This is a genomic window from Amycolatopsis speibonae (genome assembly GCF_042647925.1).
GTDB classification, from domain to species: domain Bacteria; phylum Actinomycetota; class Actinomycetes; order Mycobacteriales; family Pseudonocardiaceae; genus Amycolatopsis; species Amycolatopsis speibonae.
The window spans coordinates 1-20,406 of record NZ_JBHRWK010000077.1 but is presented as its reverse complement, the minus strand read 5'-3'; the positions used below and the strand labels follow the sequence as shown (position 1 = coordinate 20,406).

Below are 20,406 nucleotides of genomic sequence, written 5' to 3'. Positions count from 1 at the left end.
ACCGGCCGTAACGTCAAGACGTGACCGACTGGAACACCCATGCGACCCTGACCGGCGAACGCGTCCGCCTCGAACCCCTCACCCGCGACCACGCGAAAGGCCTGTTCGAGGCCGGATCAGACCCGGCGATCTGGACCTGGCTCAGCCTGCGGCAGCCGGAAGACCTCGCCGCGGCCGAAGCGATGGTCGACGGCATCCTCGCCGACCCGGACCGCCGCGCCTGGGCGCAGCTCGACGCGCGCACCGGCGAGGTCGCGGGCACGACGTCGTTCTACGCGATGAACGCGCGCAACAAGATCATTTCCCTTGGCTACACCTGGATCGGTTCCGCGTGGCAGCGGACCGGGCTCAACCGCGACTCGAAACTCCTGTTGCTGCGCCACGCTTTCGACGACCTCGGCGCGAACCGCGTCTCGTGGGAGACCGACATCCTCAACCTGAAGTCCCAGAAGGCGATCGAACGCCTCGGCGCGCAACGGGAAGGCGTACTGCGCGCGCATCGCGTCCGGCCTGACGGAACCGTCCGTGACACCGTTGTCTACTCCCTCACCGGACCAGAATGGCCGGCGGTCCGTACCGCTTTGTCCTCAAGCGTGTGAATGCCACGCGCAACCACGATGCAACCTTTTACTTCGCGTCGTAACGTCGATAGCGTGCCAACGGGCGTGAAGACACGCGAATCACAGGAGGCATCGCACCATGACCGAGCAGTCGCCGGCGCTGGACAATTTGCTCACGGAGAGCAGGACCTTCCCCCCGAGTGAGGCTTTCAGCGCGCAAGCGAATGCCACCGCCGACTTCTACGCCGAAGCCGACGCCGACCGGGATGCGTTCTGGGCCAAGCAGGCCGAGCGCCTCCACTGGGACACGAAGTGGTCGCAGGTATTGGACTGGACCAATGCTCCGGTCGCGAAGTGGTTCGTGGGCGGGAAGCTGAACGTCGCCTACAACTGTGTCGACCGCCACGTCGTCGACGGGCACGGCGACCAGGTCGCCATCCACTGGGTCGGCGAGCCCGGCGACAACCGTGACATCACCTACGCCCAGCTGAAGGACGAGGTTTCCCGGGCGGCGAACGCCTTCGAGTCCCTCGGCCTCACCGCGGGCGACCGCGTCGCCATCCAGATGCCGATGGTGCCCGAAGCGATCTTCGCGATGCTCGCGTGTGCCCGCATCGGCGTTCTGCACAGTGTCGTCTTCGGTGGTTTTTCCCCGACAGCACTGCGTTCCCGGGTGGACGACCAAGCGGCGCGGATCGTCATCACCACCGACGGCCAGTACCGCCGCGGCAAGGCCGCCCCGATGAAGGCCAACGTCGACGAAGCGCTCGAAGGCGCCGAATCGGTCGAGAAGGTCATCGTCGTCCGCCGCACCGGCGACGAGGTGCCGATCACCGAAGGCCGCGACCTCTGGTGGCACGAACTGGTCGACGGCCAGTCCGCGGAGCACGCGCCGCAGGCGTTCGACTCCGAGCACCCGCTCTTCATCCTCTACACCTCCGGCACCACCGGGAAGCCGAAGGGCATCCTGCACACCTCCGGCGGATACCTGACCCAGGCGGCGTACACGCACCACAACGTCTTCGACCACAAGGCCGGCGAAGACGTCTACTGGTGCACCGCCGACATCGGCTGGATCACCGGGCACACGTACATCGTGTACGGGCCGCTGGCGAACCGGACGACGCAGGTCGTCTACGAAGGCACGCCGAACACCCCGCACGAGGGCCGCCACTGGGAGATCGTCCAGCAGCACAAGGTCTCCATCTACTACACCGCGCCGACGTTGATCCGCACGTTCATGAAGTGGGGCAACGAGATCCCGGAGAAGTACGACCTCTCCTCGCTGCGCGTGCTCGGCAGTGTCGGCGAGCCGATCAACCCCGAGGCGTGGATCTGGTACCGCGAGAACGTCGGCGCGGATTCGGCGCCGATCGTCGACACCTGGTGGCAGACCGAGACCGGCGGGATCATGATCTCGCCGCTGCCGGGCGTCACAGCCACGAAGCCGGGCTCCGCGCAGAAGGCGCTGCCGGGCATCTCGGCGAAGGTCGTCGACGACCAGGGCGTCGAGGTCGGCAAGGGTGGCGGCGGCTACCTGGTGCTCGACAAGCCGTGGCCGGGAATGCTGCGCGGCATCTGGGGCGATGAAGAGCGTTTCCGCGACACCTACTGGTCGCGTTTCCGCGATCAGGGCTACTACTTCGCCGGTGACGGCGCGAAGTACGACGCCGACGGCGACATCTGGCTGCTGGGCCGGGTCGACGACGTGATGAACGTTTCCGGCCACCGCATCTCGACCACCGAGGTCGAGTCGGCACTGGTCTCGCACCCGACGGTCGCCGAGGCCGCCGTCGTCGGCGCGACCGACCCGACCACCGGGCAGGGCATCGTCGCGTTCGTCATCCTGCGCGGCAACGCGGTCGACGGTGGCGAGGCGGCCGTGCAGGAACTGCGCAACCACGTCGCCAAGGAGATCGGGCCGATCGCGAAGCCGCGGCAGATCCTGGTCGTGCAGGAGCTGCCGAAGACACGGTCCGGCAAGATCATGCGCCGCCTGCTGCGCGACGTCGCCGAGAACCGCCAGGTCGGCGACGTCACCACGCTGGCCGACTCGTCGGTGATGGACCTGATCTCTTCGGGCCTGAACTCCGGCAAGTCCGAGGAGTAGCAGCTCGAAAATGTCATGAAAGGGGCGTTCAGGACACTTTTCGTCCTGAACGCCCCTTTCATGACACCCGACACGCCTACCACACCCCGGTTCGCATCACTCGAACGCCTGTTCTAGGATGTGCCGGGTACCACCCCATACCCGGGCAAGGAGCGACACCGACGATGACCGTGGATGCCTTGACACGCACTGACGCCGTGTCCGAAGAAGCGGCTACCGAAGCGCCCGTCGACTCGACGCCGCAGGCGGAGACCACCTCGGAGACCACCGAGGCCAAGACCGAGACCTCCGAGTCTTCCGACTCTTCGGAAACCCCGGAGGCCCCCGCCGAAGGCGCGGCCGAGTCCCCCAAGCCCAAGCGCGGCCGCCCCAAGGTCGCCACCACCGCGAAGAAGACCCGCACCGTCGAGCTGACCCTCACGGTCACCGGCACCGCCGACGGCGAGTGGCAGGCCGAGCTCAAGAACGGCGCCAAGTGGGTCGCGAAGGGCCTGGAGATCCCGGCCGCCGCCGTGTCCCGCGCCGCCAAGGAGCTGCACGCGGACCTGTCGGGCCCGATCGACGAGGTCATCAACGCCGCCCGCGAACTGCAGGCCGCGAAGGTGGCCCAGCTCGAAGCCGAGCTGGAGAAGGCGAAGCTGGCGCTGGCCGAGCTGGACGCCTGAGACTTTCCTCCCGACCGGGGCGGACGCTGGACAGTTCAGTGCCCGCCCCGGTTTCTTTTTACCCGCTGATCGGCGGCCGCGACGGCAACGGCGTCTTGAACTCGACCCACTGACTGTCCACAATGGCCTCGACACTGTGCGGGACACCGCGCGGGTGGACGAGCGCGCCGCCCGCCTCCAGCGTCACTTCCCGGCCGTCAAGCGTGCCGCGCAGCGAACCCGAAACCAGGTACACGATGCTGTCGTGGTCGTGGCTGTGCACAGGAGAAGCGACTCCGGCCGGATAGCGGATCTCGTACGCCAGACCGCCTTCCGCCGTCGCGAGCGTCCGGAACCGGCCCTGCCCGCCGAGCAGCGGCAGACCCTCCACAGTGGACATCGGCTGCCAGGTCATCGCGCGGTCTCCATAGCCGCCGCCTCCTCGCGGTCGGGGTCACGGGCGAGCAGGACACCGATGACGGTCACCACCGCGGTCGCGAGCAGGTAGACGCCGATCGCGAGCCAGGTGTCGAAGCCGGCGAGCAGCGCCGTGAACAGCAACGGCGCGGGCGCCCCGCCGATCACGCCGGCGAGGGTGTACGCCAGCGAACTGCCGGTGTAGCGCAGGCGCGGCGAGAACTGCTCGGTGACGAGCGCGGCCTGCGGGCCGTAGAGCGCGGCATGGATGACCAGCGCGAACACGATCCCGATCGCCAGCATCGCGAACGAGCCGCCGCTGACCATCGGGAAGAACACGAACGGCCAGATCCCGGCGGCGATGGTCGCGACGAGGTACATCTTGCGCCGCGAGATCCGGTCCGAAAGCGCGCCGAACAGCGGCATCAGCACCAGCTGGAAGGCCGAACCGATCATCACCGCGGCCAGCCCGGCGCCGCGCGAGAGGTCGGTGTGCGTCGTGACGTAAGTGAGGACGAAGACGGTGAACAGCGCGTAGAGCACGTCCGGGCAGACGCGGATCAGCACGGCCGCGACGAGCGCGCGGCGTTCGGTGCGGAAGACCTCGGAGATCGGCGCCGACGAACGTTCGCCCCGCTCCTGGATCTGCTTGAAGACCGGCGTCTCCTCCAGCTTGAGCCGGATCCACAGGCCGAACCCGACCAGCGCGCCGGACAGCAGGAACGCGATCCGCCAGCCCCAGCTGTTGAACTGGTCCTCGGTGAGCAGCGCGGCCAGGACGGCGAGGACACCGTTGGCGAGCAGGTTGCCCGCGGGCGGGCCGATCTGCGCGGCCGACGCCCAGAACCCGCGTTTGTCCGGATCCCCGAACTCACTCGACAGCAGGACGGCGCCACCCCATTCGCCGCCGATGCCGACACCCTGCGCGAACCGCAGCAACACGAGCAAGACCGCCGCGAAGCCGCCGATGCTCTCGTACGTGGGCAGGACGCCGATGAGGAACGTCGCGACACCGGTGAGCACGAGGGTCATGACCAGGATGCGCTTGCGGCCGAGCACGTCGCCGAGGCGGCCGAAGAGGAACCCGCCGATCGGCCGGGCGAGGTAGCCGACGGCGTAGGTGGAGAACGCCGCCATCGTGCTCGCGAGCTGGTCTTCCGAGGGGAAGAAGAGCTGCCCGAAGATCGTCGCGGCCGCCACCGAGTAGGCCGCGAAGTCGTACCACTCGAGCGCTGTCCCCGAGAGGCTGGCCGCGAAGGCCTTGTGCAACGAACGCCGGTCACCGGCTGGTGAGGTCATGTCCACTTCCCGTCCGCAGTAGGTCCGCAACCCCGCCGGGAGGGGTTGAATTGCGGATATACTCCTTGTATACAAGCTGTATGCGCAACCCCCAATCTCGGAGGACAGATGCCTGAGCTGCGTTTCACCCTTCCCGACGGCCAGGAGCGGCGGACCGAGGTCCACACGCTGCTGAACGCCGGATACGCCGGTCGCAGCCAGGAAGACGTCGCCGCCCACGTGGCCGAACTGGCCGAACTCGGCGTCCCCGCGCCCTCGGTGATCCCGGCGCTCTACCCGGTCGCGCCGTACCTGGCGAGCCAGACCGAAGAGGTCGCGGTGCAGCACGAGAAGACCTCCGGCGAGGCCGAGTGGGCCCTCGTCATCACCGGTCCCGCGCCCGAGGACGTCCTGCTGACCGCCGCCTGTGACCACACCGACCGCGCGCTCGAAGCGCACGGCGTCGCGTGGAGCAAGAACGCAGGCCCCGACGTCCTCGCCGCCAAGGCCTGGCGTCTCGTCGACGTCCAGGACCGGCTCGACGAGCTCACGCTGTCCGCCTGGGCGGGAGAAACCCTGATCCAGCAGGGGAAACTCGCGGAGCTGCTGCCGCCGTCGTACTGGCTGGACGTGCTGCGCGAGCGCGACCTGTACGCCCCGGGCACCGTGCTGATCTCGGGCACGATCCCGATGGTGCGAGGCGTCGACCAGTTCGCCGACTCCTGGCGCGTGGAACTGGGCGACCCGGCGACCGGCGAGACGATCGACCTCGCCTACAGCGTGCGGCGGCTGCCCGAACCGATCGGCTGAAGCAGTTCGCCGAGGAAGGCGCGGTATTCGCCCTTCATCGGCAGCTCCCTGTCCACGCGGACGCGGCGACGGGTCGCGGAGACCTCGATCTCCCGCACCGGATCGAAACCGGTGCGCTCGTAGGACTCCCAGTACAGCCCGACGCCACGCCGCTGCCAGGCGGGGACTTCGGCGAAGTTGACGCCGTGCGCGAAAAGCAGCTCGTTCTTCTCGGAGACGCCCGCGCCTTCGAGAGCCGCCCCGGCCTCGCTCGCCGACTTCCCCGCCTTGCGCAGGATCCAGTAGCACCAGCCGTTGAGCGCGCAGCGGGTCGCGTCCGCCTGGCGCCACGAGAAGTAGTCGACGACGTCGTCCGCCGTCGTGCCGAGCCAGACCCGGCCGTCGAAGTGCGCCGGGACCCCGGCCGCGTGGGTGAACGCGGCCGACGCGACCCCGGCGGAGATCGACACGAGCTTCTCGACACCCCTGCCGAACAGCTCGGCGGAAGGCGGGAGCAAGAGCGAGATCTCGTCGCTTTCCGTGTACACGTAAGGCGAAGCGAATTCCGCCAGCAAGGCACTCGCCGCCTCGGCCATGCACTCGGCGAAGCGGGGATCGAACGGTTTCTCGAACCGCGCTTCGGTGAACTTGGAGAAGCCCCGGCCGTCGACCCGGAGCACCGTCCAGGAACCCGGCGGCACGGTCAAGCCGTGGAACCACTCCCGTTCCCGTTGCCGCGCCTCGAAATCACCGGCGTCCATGCTCATCCCCGCTCCACGACGAAACCGCCTTCACCGTCGAAACCGACGGTGTGCAGCTCGTCGAAACCGTCCTCCGCGGTCGGTCGCCGCAGCCGCTTGAGAGTCGCATACAGACCGACGTCGGGCACCCGGGTTTTGACTTTCCGGCGCGCGTTGCGCTCCTTCGACCCCTCGAAGTCCGGCGGGAACCAGTACGCGGCGACGCGCGCGCCGTGGCGCCTCGCGACCTCGATCAGCGGAGCCCACTCCTCGGCCGACGGGTTGGTGTTGTCCACGACCACCGAACTGCCGTCTTCGAGCGCTTCGGCCAGCATCCGCAGCTGACGGCTTTGCCGTCGCTTGGCGTTCGGGAAGTTGTCCTTGCTGAGGTGGACGTGCGTGTCCGCGAACTCCCGCCGGAAGAACGTCGTCTTCCCGGACGCCTGGAGCCCGATCAGGATCACCACCTCGGCCATGTCCGACAACCTATCCGAGGACTTAGGCAAGGCAATAGTCAATAAGGATCGCCTGCATTGACCGAAACGGTTTCCTCTCGCCGATTCCCGTTCTTCGTGTTTCACTGAAACGGTGACCGAAACCGTGTCGACCGGACATCCCCACGAACCCCACGCGGATCTGAGCGGCAAACTGAACTGGCTGCGCGCCGGCGTCCTCGGCGCGAACGACGGGATCGTGTCGGTGGCGGGCATCGTGGTCGGCGTCGCGGGCGCGACCACCGATTCCACCGCGATCGCGACAGCGGGAATCGCGGGCCTGGTCGCCGGCGCGCTTTCCATGGCGGGCGGCGAATACGTCTCGGTGAGCACACAGCGCGACACCGAACGCGCGCAGTTGCGGCTGGAAAAGCGCGAACTGAAAGAGATGCCCGAAGCCGAAGAACGGGAACTCGCGGGAATCTACGAGGCGAAGGGCCTATCCCCGGACCTCGCCGCCCAGGTGGCCCGCGAACTGACCGAAAAGGACGCGCTGCACGCGCACGCCGAGGCCGAACTCGGCATCGATCCGGACAATCTGACCAGCCCGTGGCAGGCGGCGTGGGCGTCGCTGGTGGCGTTCACCGTCGGCGCGCTGCTGCCGCTGCTGTCGATCGTGTGGACGTCGACCTCGGCGAGGGTCTGGGCGTGCGCGGCGGCGGTCGTGGTCGGGCTGGCGCTGACAGGGCTCCTCAGCGCGAAACTCGGCGACGCCCGCGTCGGCCGCGCGATCGCACGGAACGTCGGCGTCGGTGCGCTGACGATGCTGGTGACGTACTACGTCGGCGTGCTGTTCGGGACGACCATCGGGTAGCCGACATCGCCGTCCAATCACGTGAGTTCCGTCTTCGATCACGCGAGAACGGCGCCTGATCACGCGAGTCACGTCTTCGACCACGGGGCCCCCGGTGCGATGAAAGGCCCCTTCATCGCAAATTTTGCGATGAGGGGGCCTTTCATCGCACCTTCGAGGGTCGCTCGTCGGCGCGGGCGGAAGAGCGTCTAGTGGACGCCCTTCATCAGCTTGCGGATCATCGGCGTCGCCACCAGGAGCGCCACACCGACCACGATGGCCACCCCGCCGACGATGCTGAAGTACGGCGCTTCGTCGTCCACCGTGTAGTACTCGGCGAGCTTCCCGGACATCGCCGTACCGAGCGAGATGGACAGGAAGTTCAGCGCCACCATCTGCGTCCGGAAGGCCTCCGGCGCGAGTTTGGTCGACAGCGAAAGGCCGACCGGCGAAAGCATCAGCTCCGCCATGGTGAACACGAACAGGATGCCGGCCAGCGCGAGCAGCGGGCTCGCGTTCTTGCCGCTGCCGACCATCGGGAGGAACAGCAGGAACGCCGCGCCCATGGTGACCGTGCCGAGCACGAACTTGATCGGCGAGGACGGCTGCCGCGAACCGAGTTTGGTCCAGATCGCCGCGATCACCGGCGCGAACAGGATGATGAACACCGGGTTGATCGAGTTGACCCACGCGACCGGCATCTCCCAGCCGAAGATCGTCCGGTTCAGCCGCTCGTCGGTGTAGGCCGCGACGACGGTGAACTGCTGCTGGTACAGCGAGAAGAACGCGGCGCTCGCGATGAACATCGGGATGAACGAGTACACCCGGCTGCGCTCTTCGGAGGTGATCTTCTTGCTGGTGATGATCACCACGAAGTAGATCACCGAGATGATCGCGACGGCCCCGACGACGACGTCGACCAGGTTCTCCGGGTTGATCACGCCGAAGACCACGAGCAGCACGATCGCCGCGACACCGGCCACGGTGCCCCCGAAGACCAGCGGGCGCCGCGACGCGGGCAGCGGGTTCGGGATCTCGCTCGCCTTCTCGCCGAGGTTCTTGCGGCCGATCGTGTACTGGATCAGGCCGAGCGCCATGCCGACCGCGGCGAGCCCGAAGCCGACATGGAAACCGATCTCGCTCTGCGCGAGCCCGGTCAGCAGCGGCCCGACGAAGCCACCGAGGTTGATACCCATGTAGAAGATGGTGAAACCGCCATCGCGGCGCTCGTCGCCCTTCGCGTACAGCGTCCCGACGATCGTGGTGGCGTTGGACTTCAGCCCGCCACTGCCGATGGCCACGCACGCGAGACCGACGCCGATACCGGCCAGCCCCGGCAGCACGGCGAGGCTGATGTGGCCGATCATGATCAAGATCGCGCTGTAGAACAGCGTCCGTTCGGAGCCGAGCACGCGGTCCGCGACCCAGGCGCCGATCACCGCCGACAGGTAGACCATGCCGCCGTACGCGCCGACGATGCCGAGCGCGGAGGCCTTCGGCAGCGCGAGGCCGCCCTGACTGACTTCGTAGTAGAGGTAGATCGGGAGGATGCCGAGCATCCCGTAGTACGAGAACCGCTCCCACATCTCGACGCCGAAGAGGTTCGCCAGCCCTCGTGGGTGCCCGAAGAACCTCGTGTCTTGCTGGACCTCGGTAGAGGTACTCACCATGCCGTCCTTATCGAAGACATCGTTGTCGTTTTCCGTTCACATGCTAAGAGTCCAGCATGTGGAACTGACACCGACGTCCGGCTGGATCTTGTGGTCGCCGTCATGAAGAGATGAAATCCGCAGCTCCAGGCGTTAAAATTGACTCAAGGTGCGCCGGGAAGGCTGGTCGGCAACAGTATTCGTGTTGCCGAAATCCGGAGGATGCCGTGTCCGGCCCCAACCGTCCCGCGAAGGCCGTCGTCGCCGACTTCGCCCGCTATCTCCGCACGGAGACCACCGGCGGATTGATCCTGCTCGGTGCCACCGCGCTCGCCCTGCTTTGGGCGAATTCGCCCATCGACGACCTTTACCGCGCGATCCGCGATTTCCGGCTCGGTCCCGAGTTCCTTCACCTGAATCTGACGATCGGCGACTGGGCGAAGGACGGCCTGCTCGCGCTGTTCTTCTTCGTCGCGGGGCTCGAACTCAAACGCGAACTCGTGGTCGGTGAACTGTCCCGGTTCAAACAGGCCGTGCTGCCGGTGGTGGCCGCGATCGGCGGCATGATCGTCCCCGCCCTGGTCGCGCTCGCCGTCGGCTGGGGAACGCCGGGGATCGACCGCGCGTGGGCCATCCCGGTCGCCACGGACATCGCGTTCGCGCTCGGTGTCCTCGCCCTGACCGCGTCGAACCTGCCGAGCAGCGCCCGGGTCTTCCTGCTCTCGCTGGCGGTGGTCGACGACCTCGGCGCGATCCTCATCATCGCGATCCTGTTCACCGCGAAGTTCGACCTCGTCGCCGCGGGCGTCGCCGTCGTCGCTCTCGCGTTGTACGCCTACCTGCAGCACCGCCGCGTCCGCAGTGCCTGGATCTACGTGCCACTGGCCTTGATCACCTGGGTCGCGGTGCACTCGGCCGGCATCCACGCCACCATCGCCGGCGTCGCGCTCGGCCTGCTCACCCGCGTCCGCGCCGACGAAGGCGAGGAGCACGCGCCCGCGATCCGGCTCGAACACCGGCTGCAGCCGTGGTCCGCCGCGGTCGCGGTGCCGCTGTTCGCGCTGTTCGCGGCGGGGATCAAGGTGGACGGCGAATCGCTCGGCGCGGTCTTCACCACGGCGTTGCCGCTGGCCGTGCTGGTCGGGCTCGTCGGCGGGAAGCTGATCGGGATCTTCGGCGCCAGCCTGCTCGCGGTGAAGTTCAAACTCGCGGAGAAACCCCGGGGAATGGGCTGGCGGGACATCGGCGCGCTGTCGATGCTCGGCGGTGTCGGGTTCACCGTGAGCCTGCTGATCGCCGATCTCGCGCTCGACGGGGAAGCCGTCGAACTGACGAAGGCGGCGGTGCTGATCGCTTCGGCCATCGCGTCGCTTTCGGCCGCCGCGATGCTGCTGCACCGCAGCCGCGTGCACGCGCGTGAGGATCTTTGACGCGACACTCGCCGGTCCGCCGCGCCCGGGATGAGGGCACGTGGCACGATGGCCGGTGTGAGCAGCCCCAAGCACGAACGTACCGGCCCCGACGGCGTGGGGGCCGTGCCCTACCTCCCCCTGTCGAGCGATGACGACGTGGTAGCGAGCGAGCAGTCCCTCGGGAAACTCGTCGGCGATGCCACACAGCACGTCTCGACGCTGATCCGCGCCGAGGTCGAGCTGGCCAAGTCCGAGGTCGTCGCGGAGGCGAAGAAGGGCCTCAAGGGCGCCATCTTCTTCTTGGTCGCGCTGGTCATCGGGCTGTACAGCTCGTTCTTCTTCTTTTTCTTCCTCGGCGAGCTGCTGTCGGAGTTCCTGCAGCGCTGGGCGGCGTTCCTGATCGTGTTCGGGCTGATGCTCGTCTCGACGGCGGTCGCGGGCTTCCTCGGCTACCGCAAGGTGAAGAAGATCAAGGCGCCGGAGCGCACGATCAACAGCTTCAAGGACACCGCCGCCGCGTTCAAACCGCGGCACGACGCCGAAGACCAAGACTGAGTCTTCGGGCGGTGCAGGCGACACCGGACCCGTCGATCGTCCGGATCGACGGGCCGTGGACCCATCGTGACGTCTCCGCGAACGGCATCCGGCTGCACGTCGCCGAACTCGGCGACGGACCGATGGTCCTGCTGCTGCACGGGTTCGCCGAGTTCTGGTGGACCTGGCACCACCAGCTGACGGCGCTCGCCGACGCTGGTTTCCGCGCGGTCGCGGTGGATCTGCGCGGCTACGGAGACTCGGACAAACCCCCGCGCGGCTACGACGCCTGGACCCTCGCGGGCGACGTCGGCGGGCTGATCAAGTCGCTCGGCGCGCGCAAGGCCCATCTCGTCGGACATGCCTGGGGCGGCATGCTCGCGTGGACGGTCGGCGCGCTGCACCCCCGGCTGGTCTCCTCGGTCACCGTGCTGGGCGGCGCGCATCCGCTGGCATTGCGCCGGGCCGTCAAGCGGCCGGGACAGCTACGGGCGTCGGGACACCTCTTCCGCTTCCAGGCGCCGATGGCGCCGGAGAAATGGCTGGTCAAGGACGACGCGTCGGCCGTCGAGGAGCTGTTCCGGAACTGGTCCGGTCCACAGTGGACGGACTCCGCGGACTTCGCCGAAACCGTGCGGGCGTTCCGGCAGGCGATGCTCGTGCCGGGAGTGCCGCACAGCGCGCTCGAGTACTACCGATGGGCGTTCCGCGCGCAGTTCCGCGGCGAAGGCCGCCGCTTCAGCGAAGCGCTGCGAGGCCGCTTCGCGCCCCGAGTGCTGCAACTGCACGGCGAAGAAGACCGGTGCATCCTGCCCGACACCGCGGCGGCATCGCGGCGCTGGGCCCCGGACGCCCGTCTCGAACGCTGGCCCGGCATCGGGCACTTCCCGCATCTGGAGGCCCCGGATCGCACGTCGGCCGCCCTGCTGGAGTTTCTCCGCACTTCGGAAGCGTGACCGAGCGCAAACCGACGGGCGTGTCGTTCGAGTCTTGGATGGTGAACAAGGTCCGAGCGGAGGGGCACGCGGGTGCGCCGGGAGGCGCGGGTGCGGGAGATCGTCGAGGAGCTGAACGAACGGATCCGGGCCGAGCACCGGCGGCCGGCGGGCGGGCCGGTGCTGCGGGCGCGGCCGCTGGACGTGGAGGAGGCCGTCACTTCTTGGCGCGAAGGCCTCTCTTCAGGCTATTGACCCCGCCTCCGTGCGTGCAATGAAGGGGCCTTTCATTGCAAATTTTGCTATGAAAGGCCCATTCATCTCACGCACGGGGCTCAGTTCGCGCAGGGACCGGTCGAAGTGTTCGCGCTCAGCGACGAAGCCGTGTCCACCACCGGTCGCACCTGTTCGGACGTCAGCGTGAAGCCGGTCTCCGGGTCCTCGACAGCCGCGCCGAAGACGACCCCGATGACCTCGCCCTCGGGGTTGATCATCGGCCCGCCCGAGTTCCCGCTGCGGACCTGCCCGCGCACGGTGAACACGTCGCGCTGCACGGTGTTGGACTCGTAGATGTCCGGTCCGCGCAGGTTGATCCGGCCGCGCACTCTGGCGGGCGACGCGGTGTACGGGCCGTCGAGCGGGTAGCCGAGCACGATCGCGTTGTCGCCCGCCCGCGCGACCCGCGGCGTGAACGGGAGCACCGGCGCCTGCAGCCTCGGTACCGCGAGCACGGCGACGTCGGCCTCGGGGTCGAAGTAGACGACCCTGGCCGGGAACTTGCCCGAAGTCGACTCGATGGCGACCTCGTCGGTGCCCGCGACGACGTGCGCGTTCGTCATCACGCGCTGCGGCGCGATGACGAATCCGCTGCCCTCCAGGGCCCGGGAGCACGAAGTCGCGTTGCCGCGGATCTTCACGACACTGCCGTGCACCTGTTTGACGATCGCGCTCGCCTGCAGCGCGGTGTCCGGCGGGCTGGTGTCCTGGACGTTCGGCTTCTGGAACGGGTCCACAATGGACGGGAAGCCGGACTTGTCCAGCAGTTTGCGCAGTTCGCTCGGGAAGCCCTGCGCCGCTTCCGGCATGACGTCGTTGACGCCGCCGAGCACCACCGAGCTGTTGATCGACTTCGCCAGCCCCGGCACTCCCGAGACGGCCGTGAGCGGCGTCGCGATCAGCCACGCGACCACGAACACGACGGCGGCCTGCACCACCGCGCCGAGTGTCTTGTCGACCCCGGAAAGCTTGTCCGGATTGATCTTCTGGCGCAGTTTCCGCCCGACCCAGACACCGAGGGTCTCGCCGAGCGCGACCAGGAACACCACCGTCGCCACCGCGAAGGCGACCTTCGCCGCGGGATGCTCGAAGAGTTCGACGACCAGCGGCGCGACCTTGATCCCCGCGAGCGCGCCCAGCACCACGCCGACCAAGGACGGCAGGGCGATGATCACCCCCTGGAACGCGCCGGACACGCCCGCCAGCAGCGCGAGCAGGATCACCAGTACGTCAACCCAGTTCACCGGCGCCTACTCCTTCTCCGGCACTTGCCGCCCGTCGACCCGCGCCTGATGTTCGGCCAACGCTACGTCAAGCTCCCGGACGTCGCCGTGGTCCCAGTCCCGTTCCCAGCCGCCGAGCGAAAGCGTCATCGCCAGCAGTCCGCCCGTGAACCCCCAGACGAACAGCCCGCCGACGTCGAACGCGGGCCCCTTCCAGCCGAAACCCTCGCGCCTGACCTGGAACCGGTTGGCCGGGTCGGTGAGTTCGGCGACCGGCACCCTGGCCACCGCCGCCGTCTCTCCCGGGTCGACGGCGTGCACCGGGGAAGGCGTCCGCCAGTAGGCGAGCACCGGCGTCACGGCGAACCCGGACACCGGCACGAACAGTTCGGGGAAGATCGCCAGCGGCTGCACCCCGGAGGGCACGACGCCGGTCTCCTCTTCCGCTTCGCGCAACGCCGTCCCGACCGGACCGTCGTCACCGGGCTCGGCGCCACCGCCGGGGAACGCGACCTGGCCGGCGTGCGAACCGAGGGTGTCGGCGCGGCGCTGCAGCAGGACGTCCGGCCCCTGCGGGCCTTCGCCGAAGAGAATCAGGACGGACGCGGGCCGGTAGCTCGCGTCCGGCGGCACGCTGAACCGGCTGAAGGTGTCCGCGCCGACTTCCCCGCTGATCTTGACCAGCGGTTGCAGCCAGGCGGGCACGTCCTCCGGGTCCACGAGGGGGCCGGTCATGGTGTCCCTTCCACAGCGGCGCGCACCTGGTCAGTGTTCAGGAAAACGCGTGGGTTCTCGATGAGCCGGACGTCGCCTGCCGCCGTGACCAGGTACGTCGCGGGGAGAGAGGGAGGGACCTTCAGTGCCGTCCGCGCGGGCCCTGACTGCCCGTCACCGTCGAACACGGACGGCAGCCGGACACCCAGCTCGGACAGCATCGCCAATCCGTCGGCCCCGGAGCTCGCGACCTGGACGAGCAGCACCCGCGCGGCACCGGGCTGCGCGGCGTACTCCTGCAGCAGCGGCAGCTCGGCGCGGCACGGCCCGCACCACGACGCCCACAGGTTGACCAGCACGGAACCGCCCGAAAGCACCCGGGCGAGGTCGACCCGGGAGCCGTCGCCGAGGCATTCGACGTCGACCCCGCGCAGCTTCGCCACCTCGCCGGGGCCGGGCGGCGGACAGGGGGCCAGCGCGGCCTTCGAGCGGGCGGCCGTGAGATCCCCCGACGTCTTGACCGGCGCCTGGCCGTCACGGGTCGTGAGCAGAGCGACGATCAGGGCCACCACCAGCACGGCGGCACCGAGGGCGAGCTTGGTGACCCTCGTCACCGGCGTGCCGCCAGGTCGAGGATGTGGTCCCGTTCTTCGCCCTTGACCAGCTTCGCGGCCTCTTCGAACCCCGTCGGGCCGGTTCCGTACGAGGGGCACATCTTGGCCAGCGGACAGGCGCCACAGGCGGGTTTGCGGGCGTGGCAGACGCGGCGGCCGTGGAAGATCGTCCGGTGCGAGAGGAGCGTCCACTCCTTGCGCGGGATCAGCTCGCCGACGACGTGCTCGACCTTGACCGGGTCTTCCTCCTCGGTCCAGCCCCAGCGGCGGACCAGGCGGCCGAAATGGGTGTCCACGGTGATCCCGGGGACCCCGAAGGCGTCGCCGAGCACGACGTTGGCCGTCTTGCGGCCGACCCCGGGCAGCGTGACGAGGTCCTTCAGCTTGCCGGGCACCTCGCCGTCGTAGCGCTCCACCAGCGCGGCGCCCAGCCCGAGCACAGAGTTCGCCTTGGCGCGGAAGAACCCCGTCGGCCGGAGGTACTCCTCGAGTTCGGCGCGGTCGGCGCCGGCGAAATCGGCGGCACTTCGATAGCGCGCGAAGAGCGCGGGGGTGACCTGGTTCACCCGGACGTCGGTGGTCTGCGCCGAAAGCACGACCGCGACCAGCAATTCGAGCGGAGTGGTGAAGTCAAGCTCACAGTGGGCGTCCGGGAACTCGTCGTCGAGGCAACGCTTCATCCGCCTGGCGCGTCTCACCAATGCGAGCCGGCTTTCACCCGTACCCCCCGCGCGGGGGGCATTCGTGAGGGCTGGAGGCACCCCGATAGCCTACGGGCGCCATCGGACGAGCCAGTGGGGAGCACCCGCCGGTCGACGGCCGACACGCCAGAGCACCACCTCGGCGCTTCGATCGAGGACGCCATGAGCGAGGATCTGGAGTAATGCACAATTTTTCGGAATTCCCCGGGCAGGGCGCATGACAGTCTGGTTCGTCATCCTCGTCCCCTTGGTGATCATGTTCTTCGCGCTGTTCATGGAACGCGTGGAGACCAGGCTGAAGCACGTCGCGGTGCAGGAGAACGAAGTCGAGGAGTTCCTCGAGCAGGCGCAGCCGAACGAGGTCAGGGCCCTCTACGGGCACGGCATCGGGCGCGCGCTCGAGCTGTTCCGGCTGCGCAGGCTGGGCGGGAAGGCGGCCAGGCTTCGCGCGCGGCGCGCGCGGAGTTAGGCTCCACGTTCGAGCGAGATCGTTCACGGCCCGCCCGCGCCTGCGGCGTGCCGACGAGCGATCTCGCGCGCACGACCTAGACTGACGCGAAAAGTGATCGACGACACGATCCTCGACCGATGAGGATCGCCGTCGTATCTCGATGAGGAGGCACCCGAGGTGGACGAAACCCTGGCCCGAGCGGGCATTTTCCAGGGTGTTGAGCCGGCAGCCGCCGAGGCGCTGGCACAGACCTTGGAATCCGTGGAGTTTCCTCGCGGGCATGTCATCTTCAACGAGGGTGAACCCGGCGACAAGCTTTACATCATCCAGTCCGGCAAGGTGAAGATCGGCCGCAAGTCGCCCGACGGCCGCGAGAACCTGCTGGGCATCTTCGGCCCGTCCGACATGTTCGGCGAACTGTCCATTTTCGACCCCGGCCCGCGGACGTCCAGCGCGACGACCGTGACCGAGGTCCGCGCGGTGACGATGGACCGCCCGGCGCTGCGGCAGTGGATCTCCACCCGCCCGGAGATCGCGGAGCAGTTACTGCGCGTGGTCGCCCGTAGGCTGCGCCGGACGAACAACATGGTCGCCGAGCTGATCTTCACCGACGTCCCCGGACGGGTGGCGCGTGCGCTGCTGCAGCTCGCGCAGCGTTTCGGCAGCCAGGAAGCCGGCCTGCTGCGGGTCACGCACGACCTGACGCAGGAGGAGATCGCCCAGTACGTCGGCGCTTCGCGCGAGACCGTGAACAAGGCTCTCGCCGACTTCGCGCACCGTGGCTGGCTGCGGCTCGAGGGCAAGAGCGTCCTGATCCTGGACCCGGAACGCCTGGCCCGCCGCGCCCGCTAGACCCCCGCTTCACACAACTGCCGCAAGTAGCCGACTACTTGCGGCAGTTGCGCGTTCAAGCACCGCATCCAGAGGACGAAACGCGCCTGACAAGGTGACCGGCGGACTGTCTTCCCGGAAGCGCGTCAGCGCGACGGGAAGACTTCACCCCGCGCGCCCTCTTTCGGGCCGAAGGCCCACGGAAACATTTTGTAGGGCGCCTTCACGCTGACGGAAGCATTTCGCCTGGCTGCGCCCTGCGAAATTTTTCCGTCAGCGCGCGGAGAAGACACAGCTCCGTCAGCGCGCGGGCAAACAAAGAGCCGGGCGCCACCCCCGACGTGGCGCACCGGCTCTTCGCTGTGCGCGGACCATCCCCCGACGATCCGCGCTCCCCGCCCTCCGGAACTAGGCCCCGACCCGAACGCCGGAGGGAGCTGGAGACTGCGTGTTTGTCGTACAACCATCCACGGCCGTCGGCCGTGGATTCAAGTTCTTTCACTCTCAAGGACGCCATCTGCGTCGATTTGTTGCCCCGAATGACCCAGATCCGACTGACTGTTACCCGATCGTGACGAACCTGGCGACTTCAAGGTGCGTAGTACCCGGAACCCGGAGGTGACAAACCTTACCGCCGCAGATCTGGTACTCGCGTACCAAAGTAGTTCATACTGGTACGCGTGTCCCAGTCTGTGTCCGCTTCCGCCGAGAGCCACCGCACCACCCTCGCCGACTACCAGGCCGCGCTGACCGCGCCCGGCTCCCGCGGGGCGGTCGTCGCGTCCCTGCTCGCCCGCCTGCCGATCGCGATGATCGGTATTTCCGCGCTGCTCTACGTCCAGCGCGAGACGGGCTCCTTCGCCTCGGCCGGACTGGTGTCGGCCGGGTCTTTGGTGGGCGTCTCCGTCGGCGCTGTCGTGCAGGGGCGGCTCATCGACCGCTTCGGGCCGACACGGCCGCTGCTGACCACCACGGTGCTCTTCGCGCTGGCGATGACCGGGCTGATCTTCGCGATCGAGGCGCACGCGCCGACACTCGTCCTGGTCCCGCTGGCCTTCGGCACCGGGATCACGGAACCGATGGTCGGCTCGGCCTCGCGAGCACTGTGGACACGCCTGCTGCCCGCCGGGCCGACGCGCAACGCCGCGTTCTCCTACGAGGCGATCAGCATGGAGGTCTTCTTCATCCTCGGTCCCGGGTTCGCCGGGCTGCTGATCGCCGCGCCGTGGGCGGGCACCGGCATCGTGGCCGGCGCGCTGACCATGATCGCGGGCGCGGTGCTGTTCGCGCTGAGCCCGACGGTGCGGGCCTGGGGACCGGCGCCGTCGTCGGGCGGCAAACTGCTCGGCGCGCTGGCCAGCCCCGGCATGCGCACGCTCGCGCTCGCCGCACTGGGCTTCGGGGCCGTGATCGGCTTCGTCGAGGTCGCCGTCCCGGCGGCCGCCGCCGAAGCGGGGAACACCTCCATCGGCGGGCTGCTGCTCTCGGCTTGGTCGGTGAGCTCGGTCGCGTTCGGTGTCGCGTACAGCCTGCGGCCGTGGCCGCGTCAGATGGGCCTGCGGCTGCCGGTGCTGCTGGCCGGGTTCGGCGCGCTGGTGGCGTTGCTCGCGCTGCCCGGGTCGCTCTGGGGCCTCGCGCTCGCCATGCTCGCCGCGGGCGCGCTCATCACCCCGCAGTCGACGACGCACTCGGCGGCCATCGAGATCGCCGCGCCGAAGGGTACGGCGGCCGAGGCGTTCGGCTGGGTGCTCACCGCGGTGACCCTCGGCCTCGCGTTCGGGCAATCGATCAGCGGTTACCTCGTCGAACACGCGGGGCACGAAGCGGCGTTCCTCGCCGCCGGCGCCGTCGGGTTCGTGCTCGCCGCGGTGGTGTGGCTGCTGCGCGGCACCTTCCGCCCGAAGCCGTCCGGAGCCGTCGCCGAAGCCCCCGAACTTGTCGGTGCCGCCCGCTAACTTGCGGGCATGGACCTGACTGCCGCCACCCGCTCCCTCTCGTCCGCCGTTTCCGCCGCCGCCCGGCTGCTCACGGCCCGCTCCGGCCTGCTCCTGCGCGCCGGGCGGGACGGCCTGACCATCGGCGGCAACGACAGCGAACGCGCCGTCCGCCTGACTTGTGACGCCGTCTCGCACGCCGACGGCGAGGTCGTCGTCCCCGCCGGTCCGCTCGCGGAAACCCTGCGCATGCTCGACGACGACATGGTGCGCCTGGTCGTCGAGGGTTCGCGGCTGGCCGTGCGGGTCGAAGGCGGCCGGTTCGCGCTGCCGCTGCTGAGCCGCGAACTCCGGCTCCCGGACATGCCGCCCAGGGTGTCCGAAGTGGACGGTTCCGCGCTGGCGACGGCGTTGCGGACGGTCGCGGGCACGGCGGCCAAGGACGACGCGCTGCCGATGTTCACCGGCGTCCGTGTGCAGAGCTTCAGCCGCGAGCTGCGACTGACGGCGTCCGACAGGTACCGCATGGCCGTGGCCACCCTGCCGCTGCGCGCCGAAGGCGAGCCTGTCGACGCGCTCGTCCCGGCGGGCCTGCTCGCCGAGACGGCGAAACAAGCGCGCGGCGTCGTCGGCCTGCACGGCGACGGGACCCGGTTCGGGCTGAGCTGGGCGGGCGTCGCCGTCACCACCGCCGTACTCGACGCGGGATTCCTGTCGGAGAAGCTGATCGAGTCGTCCACTGTGGACACGACGGTCGAGGTCGCCGCCGACGCGCTGGCCGCCGCCGTGCGCCGGGTGGGCGTCTACGCGGACGAGCGCCGGGTGCTGACGCTGGAGGTCGGCGACTCGCAGCTGCGGCTGGCCAGTTCCAAGCAGGACACCGGGGAGGCCGAAGAGACCCTGAAGGCCGAGGTGTCCGGCGGCCGGACGTCGCCCTCGTTCCAGGCGCGCTACCTGCTGGACGCGCTGCAGGGATTCGCCGGGGACCGGGTACGGCTCGACATCCAGCCCGGGATGCGGGCCTGCGTCATCCGCGCGGTGGAGCCGGGCGACGTCGAGCTGACCTACTACGTGATGCCGATGCTTCCGCGCTGACACCGGTCTCGTGAGTGGTGAGGTCGGTTATTGAGGGGTAAGGCAAACCTGGCGTGGTTGTGGATGGTGTCGGTGACTCTGCGCGACACCGGGCCGGTGGCGCCGATTGTGTGGATTTTGGTGCGTTGGATGATGCTGTTGGTTTATTCGGGGTGGTGGCGTCTACGCTGGTCAGGGTCTTGTGATGATCGCGGATCTGTGGAGTGTGGCTG

22 protein-coding genes are annotated in these 20,406 nt (G+C 68.7%); 13 read left to right on the top strand and 9 right to left on the bottom strand.

All coding sequences use genetic code 11. The features are described from left to right. Window positions 1–20: 20 nt before the first annotated feature. The 3 genes from ACFOSH_RS36550 (at window position 21) to ACFOSH_RS36540 (ending at window position 3,335) form a co-directional block, all read left to right on the top strand. Window positions 21–599: a GNAT family N-acetyltransferase gene (locus ACFOSH_RS36550; RefSeq protein ID WP_378244982.1), complete on the top strand. Its 579-nt coding sequence runs from the start codon at window positions 21–23 to the stop codon at window positions 597–599. Window positions 600–699: 100 nt separating this feature from the next. Next, a complete protein-coding gene (gene acs / locus ACFOSH_RS36545) occupies window positions 700–2,670 on the top strand; it encodes an acetate--CoA ligase (RefSeq protein ID WP_378244980.1) in 1,971 nt (656 codons plus the stop codon). A 164-nt stretch (window positions 2,671–2,834) separates the two neighbouring features. Continuing rightward, entirely contained in the window at window positions 2,835–3,335 is a 501-nt protein-coding gene (locus ACFOSH_RS36540; RefSeq protein WP_378244978.1) for a DUF6319 family protein, read from the top strand. A 58-nt stretch (window positions 3,336–3,393) separates the two neighbouring features. On the opposite strand, the gene ACFOSH_RS36535 is transcribed toward ACFOSH_RS36540, so the two are convergent. After that, on the bottom strand, window positions 3,394–3,729 hold the full coding sequence (locus ACFOSH_RS36535) for a cupin domain-containing protein (RefSeq protein WP_378244976.1): 336 nt from the start codon (window positions 3,727–3,729) through the stop codon (window positions 3,394–3,396). Further along, complete coding sequence (locus ACFOSH_RS36530) at window positions 3,726–5,030, bottom strand: MFS transporter (RefSeq protein WP_378244974.1); 1,305 nt, start codon at window positions 5,028–5,030, stop codon at window positions 3,726–3,728. Before ACFOSH_RS36530 ends, ACFOSH_RS36535 begins: the two co-directional genes overlap by 4 nt. 108 nt (window positions 5,031–5,138) lie before the next feature. Between ACFOSH_RS36530 and ACFOSH_RS36525 the strand changes: the two genes are divergently transcribed. Continuing rightward, a complete protein-coding gene (locus ACFOSH_RS36525; RefSeq protein WP_378244972.1) occupies window positions 5,139–5,819 on the top strand; it encodes a DUF2848 domain-containing protein in 681 nt (226 codons plus the stop codon). On the opposite strand, the gene ACFOSH_RS36520 is transcribed toward ACFOSH_RS36525, so the two are convergent. Next, a complete protein-coding gene (locus ACFOSH_RS36520; protein WP_378244970.1) occupies window positions 5,783–6,565 on the bottom strand; it encodes a tRNA(His) guanylyltransferase Thg1 family protein in 783 nt (260 codons plus the stop codon). The genes ACFOSH_RS36525 and ACFOSH_RS36520 overlap by 37 nt on opposite strands. Continuing rightward, on the bottom strand, window positions 6,562–7,014 hold the full coding sequence (locus ACFOSH_RS36515) for an AAA family ATPase (protein ID WP_378244968.1): 453 nt from the start codon (window positions 7,012–7,014) through the stop codon (window positions 6,562–6,564). Before ACFOSH_RS36515 ends, ACFOSH_RS36520 begins: the two co-directional genes overlap by 4 nt. A gap of 112 nt (window positions 7,015–7,126) precedes the next feature. Between ACFOSH_RS36515 and ACFOSH_RS36510 the strand changes: the two genes are divergently transcribed. Then, window positions 7,127–7,846, top strand: a complete 720-nt coding sequence (locus ACFOSH_RS36510) for a VIT1/CCC1 transporter family protein (protein WP_378244966.1) — start codon at window positions 7,127–7,129, stop codon at window positions 7,844–7,846. Window positions 7,847–8,034: 188 nt separating this feature from the next. Here ACFOSH_RS36510 and ACFOSH_RS36505 read toward each other — a convergent pair whose 3' ends face one another. Then, window positions 8,035–9,495: a peptide MFS transporter gene (locus tag ACFOSH_RS36505; protein ID WP_378244964.1), complete on the bottom strand. Its 1,461-nt coding sequence runs from the start codon at window positions 9,493–9,495 to the stop codon at window positions 8,035–8,037. Window positions 9,496–9,701: 206 nt separating this feature from the next. Between ACFOSH_RS36505 and nhaA the strand changes: the two genes are divergently transcribed. The 4 genes from nhaA (at window position 9,702) to ACFOSH_RS36485 (ending at window position 12,610) form a co-directional block, all read left to right on the top strand. Further along, window positions 9,702–10,904 (top strand): Na+/H+ antiporter NhaA, encoded by a 1,203-nt coding sequence (gene nhaA / locus ACFOSH_RS36500; protein ID WP_378244962.1) that lies wholly within the window; start codon window positions 9,702–9,704, stop codon window positions 10,902–10,904. 48 nt (window positions 10,905–10,952) lie between these two features. Continuing rightward, window positions 10,953–11,441 carry a phage holin family protein gene (locus tag ACFOSH_RS36495; protein WP_378244960.1) on the top strand — a complete coding sequence of 163 codons (489 nt, stop codon included), beginning with the start codon at window positions 10,953–10,955 and terminating at the stop codon, window positions 11,439–11,441. 11 nt (window positions 11,442–11,452) lie between these two features. Next, window positions 11,453–12,376, top strand: a complete 924-nt coding sequence (locus ACFOSH_RS36490; protein ID WP_378244958.1) for an alpha/beta fold hydrolase — start codon at window positions 11,453–11,455, stop codon at window positions 12,374–12,376. A gap of 90 nt (window positions 12,377–12,466) precedes the next feature. Then, window positions 12,467–12,610 (top strand): hypothetical protein, encoded by a 144-nt coding sequence (locus ACFOSH_RS36485; protein ID WP_378244956.1) that lies wholly within the window; start codon window positions 12,467–12,469, stop codon window positions 12,608–12,610. 80 nt (window positions 12,611–12,690) lie between these two features. Here ACFOSH_RS36485 and ACFOSH_RS36480 read toward each other — a convergent pair whose 3' ends face one another. From ACFOSH_RS36480 to nth, 4 genes are read right to left on the bottom strand one after another with little or no spacing between them, the layout of a single operon-like run. Further along, window positions 12,691–13,875 carry a MarP family serine protease gene (locus ACFOSH_RS36480; protein ID WP_378244954.1) on the bottom strand — a complete coding sequence of 395 codons (1,185 nt, stop codon included), beginning with the start codon at window positions 13,873–13,875 and terminating at the stop codon, window positions 12,691–12,693. 6 nt (window positions 13,876–13,881) lie between these two features. Continuing rightward, entirely contained in the window at window positions 13,882–14,589 is a 708-nt protein-coding gene (locus tag ACFOSH_RS36475) for an NUDIX hydrolase (protein ID WP_378244952.1), read from the bottom strand. Then, complete coding sequence (locus ACFOSH_RS36470) at window positions 14,586–15,182, bottom strand: TlpA family protein disulfide reductase (RefSeq protein WP_378244950.1); 597 nt, start codon at window positions 15,180–15,182, stop codon at window positions 14,586–14,588. The genes ACFOSH_RS36475 and ACFOSH_RS36470 overlap by 4 nt, the downstream gene beginning before the upstream one ends. Then, a complete protein-coding gene (nth, locus tag ACFOSH_RS36465; RefSeq protein WP_378244948.1) occupies window positions 15,179–15,862 on the bottom strand; it encodes an endonuclease III in 684 nt (227 codons plus the stop codon). Before nth ends, ACFOSH_RS36470 begins: the two co-directional genes overlap by 4 nt. A gap of 238 nt (window positions 15,863–16,100) precedes the next feature. Between nth and ACFOSH_RS36460 the strand changes: the two genes are divergently transcribed. From ACFOSH_RS36460 to dnaN, 4 genes are all read left to right on the top strand, one after another. After that, window positions 16,101–16,352, top strand: a complete 252-nt coding sequence (locus tag ACFOSH_RS36460) for a hypothetical protein (RefSeq protein ID WP_378244946.1) — start codon at window positions 16,101–16,103, stop codon at window positions 16,350–16,352. 159 nt (window positions 16,353–16,511) lie between these two features. After that, complete coding sequence (locus ACFOSH_RS36455; RefSeq protein ID WP_003081747.1) at window positions 16,512–17,186, top strand: Crp/Fnr family transcriptional regulator; 675 nt, start codon at window positions 16,512–16,514, stop codon at window positions 17,184–17,186. 671 nt (window positions 17,187–17,857) lie between these two features. Then, window positions 17,858–19,120 (top strand): MFS transporter, encoded by a 1,263-nt coding sequence (locus ACFOSH_RS36450; RefSeq protein WP_378245052.1) that lies wholly within the window; start codon window positions 17,858–17,860, stop codon window positions 19,118–19,120. A gap of 9 nt (window positions 19,121–19,129) precedes the next feature. Further along, a complete protein-coding gene (gene dnaN / locus ACFOSH_RS36445; RefSeq protein ID WP_378244944.1) occupies window positions 19,130–20,194 on the top strand; it encodes a DNA polymerase III subunit beta in 1,065 nt (354 codons plus the stop codon). Window positions 20,195–20,406 lie beyond the last annotated feature (212 nt).

Coding starts and splice junctions, on each gene's coding strand:
- ACFOSH_RS36505 (WP_378244964.1), bottom strand. CDS start 9,495: ATGGTGAGTACCTCTACCGAGGTCCAGCAAGACACGAGGTTCTTCGGG.
- ACFOSH_RS36460 (WP_378244946.1), top strand. CDS start 16,101: ATGACAGTCTGGTTCGTCATCCTCGTCCCCTTGGTGATCATGTTCTTC.
- ACFOSH_RS36525 (WP_378244972.1), top strand. CDS start 5,139: ATGCCTGAGCTGCGTTTCACCCTTCCCGACGGCCAGGAGCGGCGGACC.
- ACFOSH_RS36540 (WP_378244978.1), top strand. CDS start 2,835: ATGACCGTGGATGCCTTGACACGCACTGACGCCGTGTCCGAAGAAGCG.
- ACFOSH_RS36530 (WP_378244974.1), bottom strand. CDS start 5,030: ATGACCTCACCAGCCGGTGACCGGCGTTCGTTGCACAAGGCCTTCGCG.
- acs (WP_378244980.1), top strand. CDS start 700: ATGACCGAGCAGTCGCCGGCGCTGGACAATTTGCTCACGGAGAGCAGG.
- dnaN (WP_378244944.1), top strand. CDS start 19,130: ATGGACCTGACTGCCGCCACCCGCTCCCTCTCGTCCGCCGTTTCCGCC.
- ACFOSH_RS36520 (WP_378244970.1), bottom strand. CDS start 6,565: ATGAGCATGGACGCCGGTGATTTCGAGGCGCGGCAACGGGAACGGGAG.
- ACFOSH_RS36535 (WP_378244976.1), bottom strand. CDS start 3,729: ATGACCTGGCAGCCGATGTCCACTGTGGAGGGTCTGCCGCTGCTCGGC.
- ACFOSH_RS36515 (WP_378244968.1), bottom strand. CDS start 7,014: ATGGCCGAGGTGGTGATCCTGATCGGGCTCCAGGCGTCCGGGAAGACG.
- ACFOSH_RS36495 (WP_378244960.1), top strand. CDS start 10,953: ATGGCCGGTGTGAGCAGCCCCAAGCACGAACGTACCGGCCCCGACGGC.
- nth (WP_378244948.1), bottom strand. CDS start 15,862: ATGAAGCGTTGCCTCGACGACGAGTTCCCGGACGCCCACTGTGAGCTT.
- ACFOSH_RS36475 (WP_378244952.1), bottom strand. CDS start 14,589: ATGACCGGCCCCCTCGTGGACCCGGAGGACGTGCCCGCCTGGCTGCAA.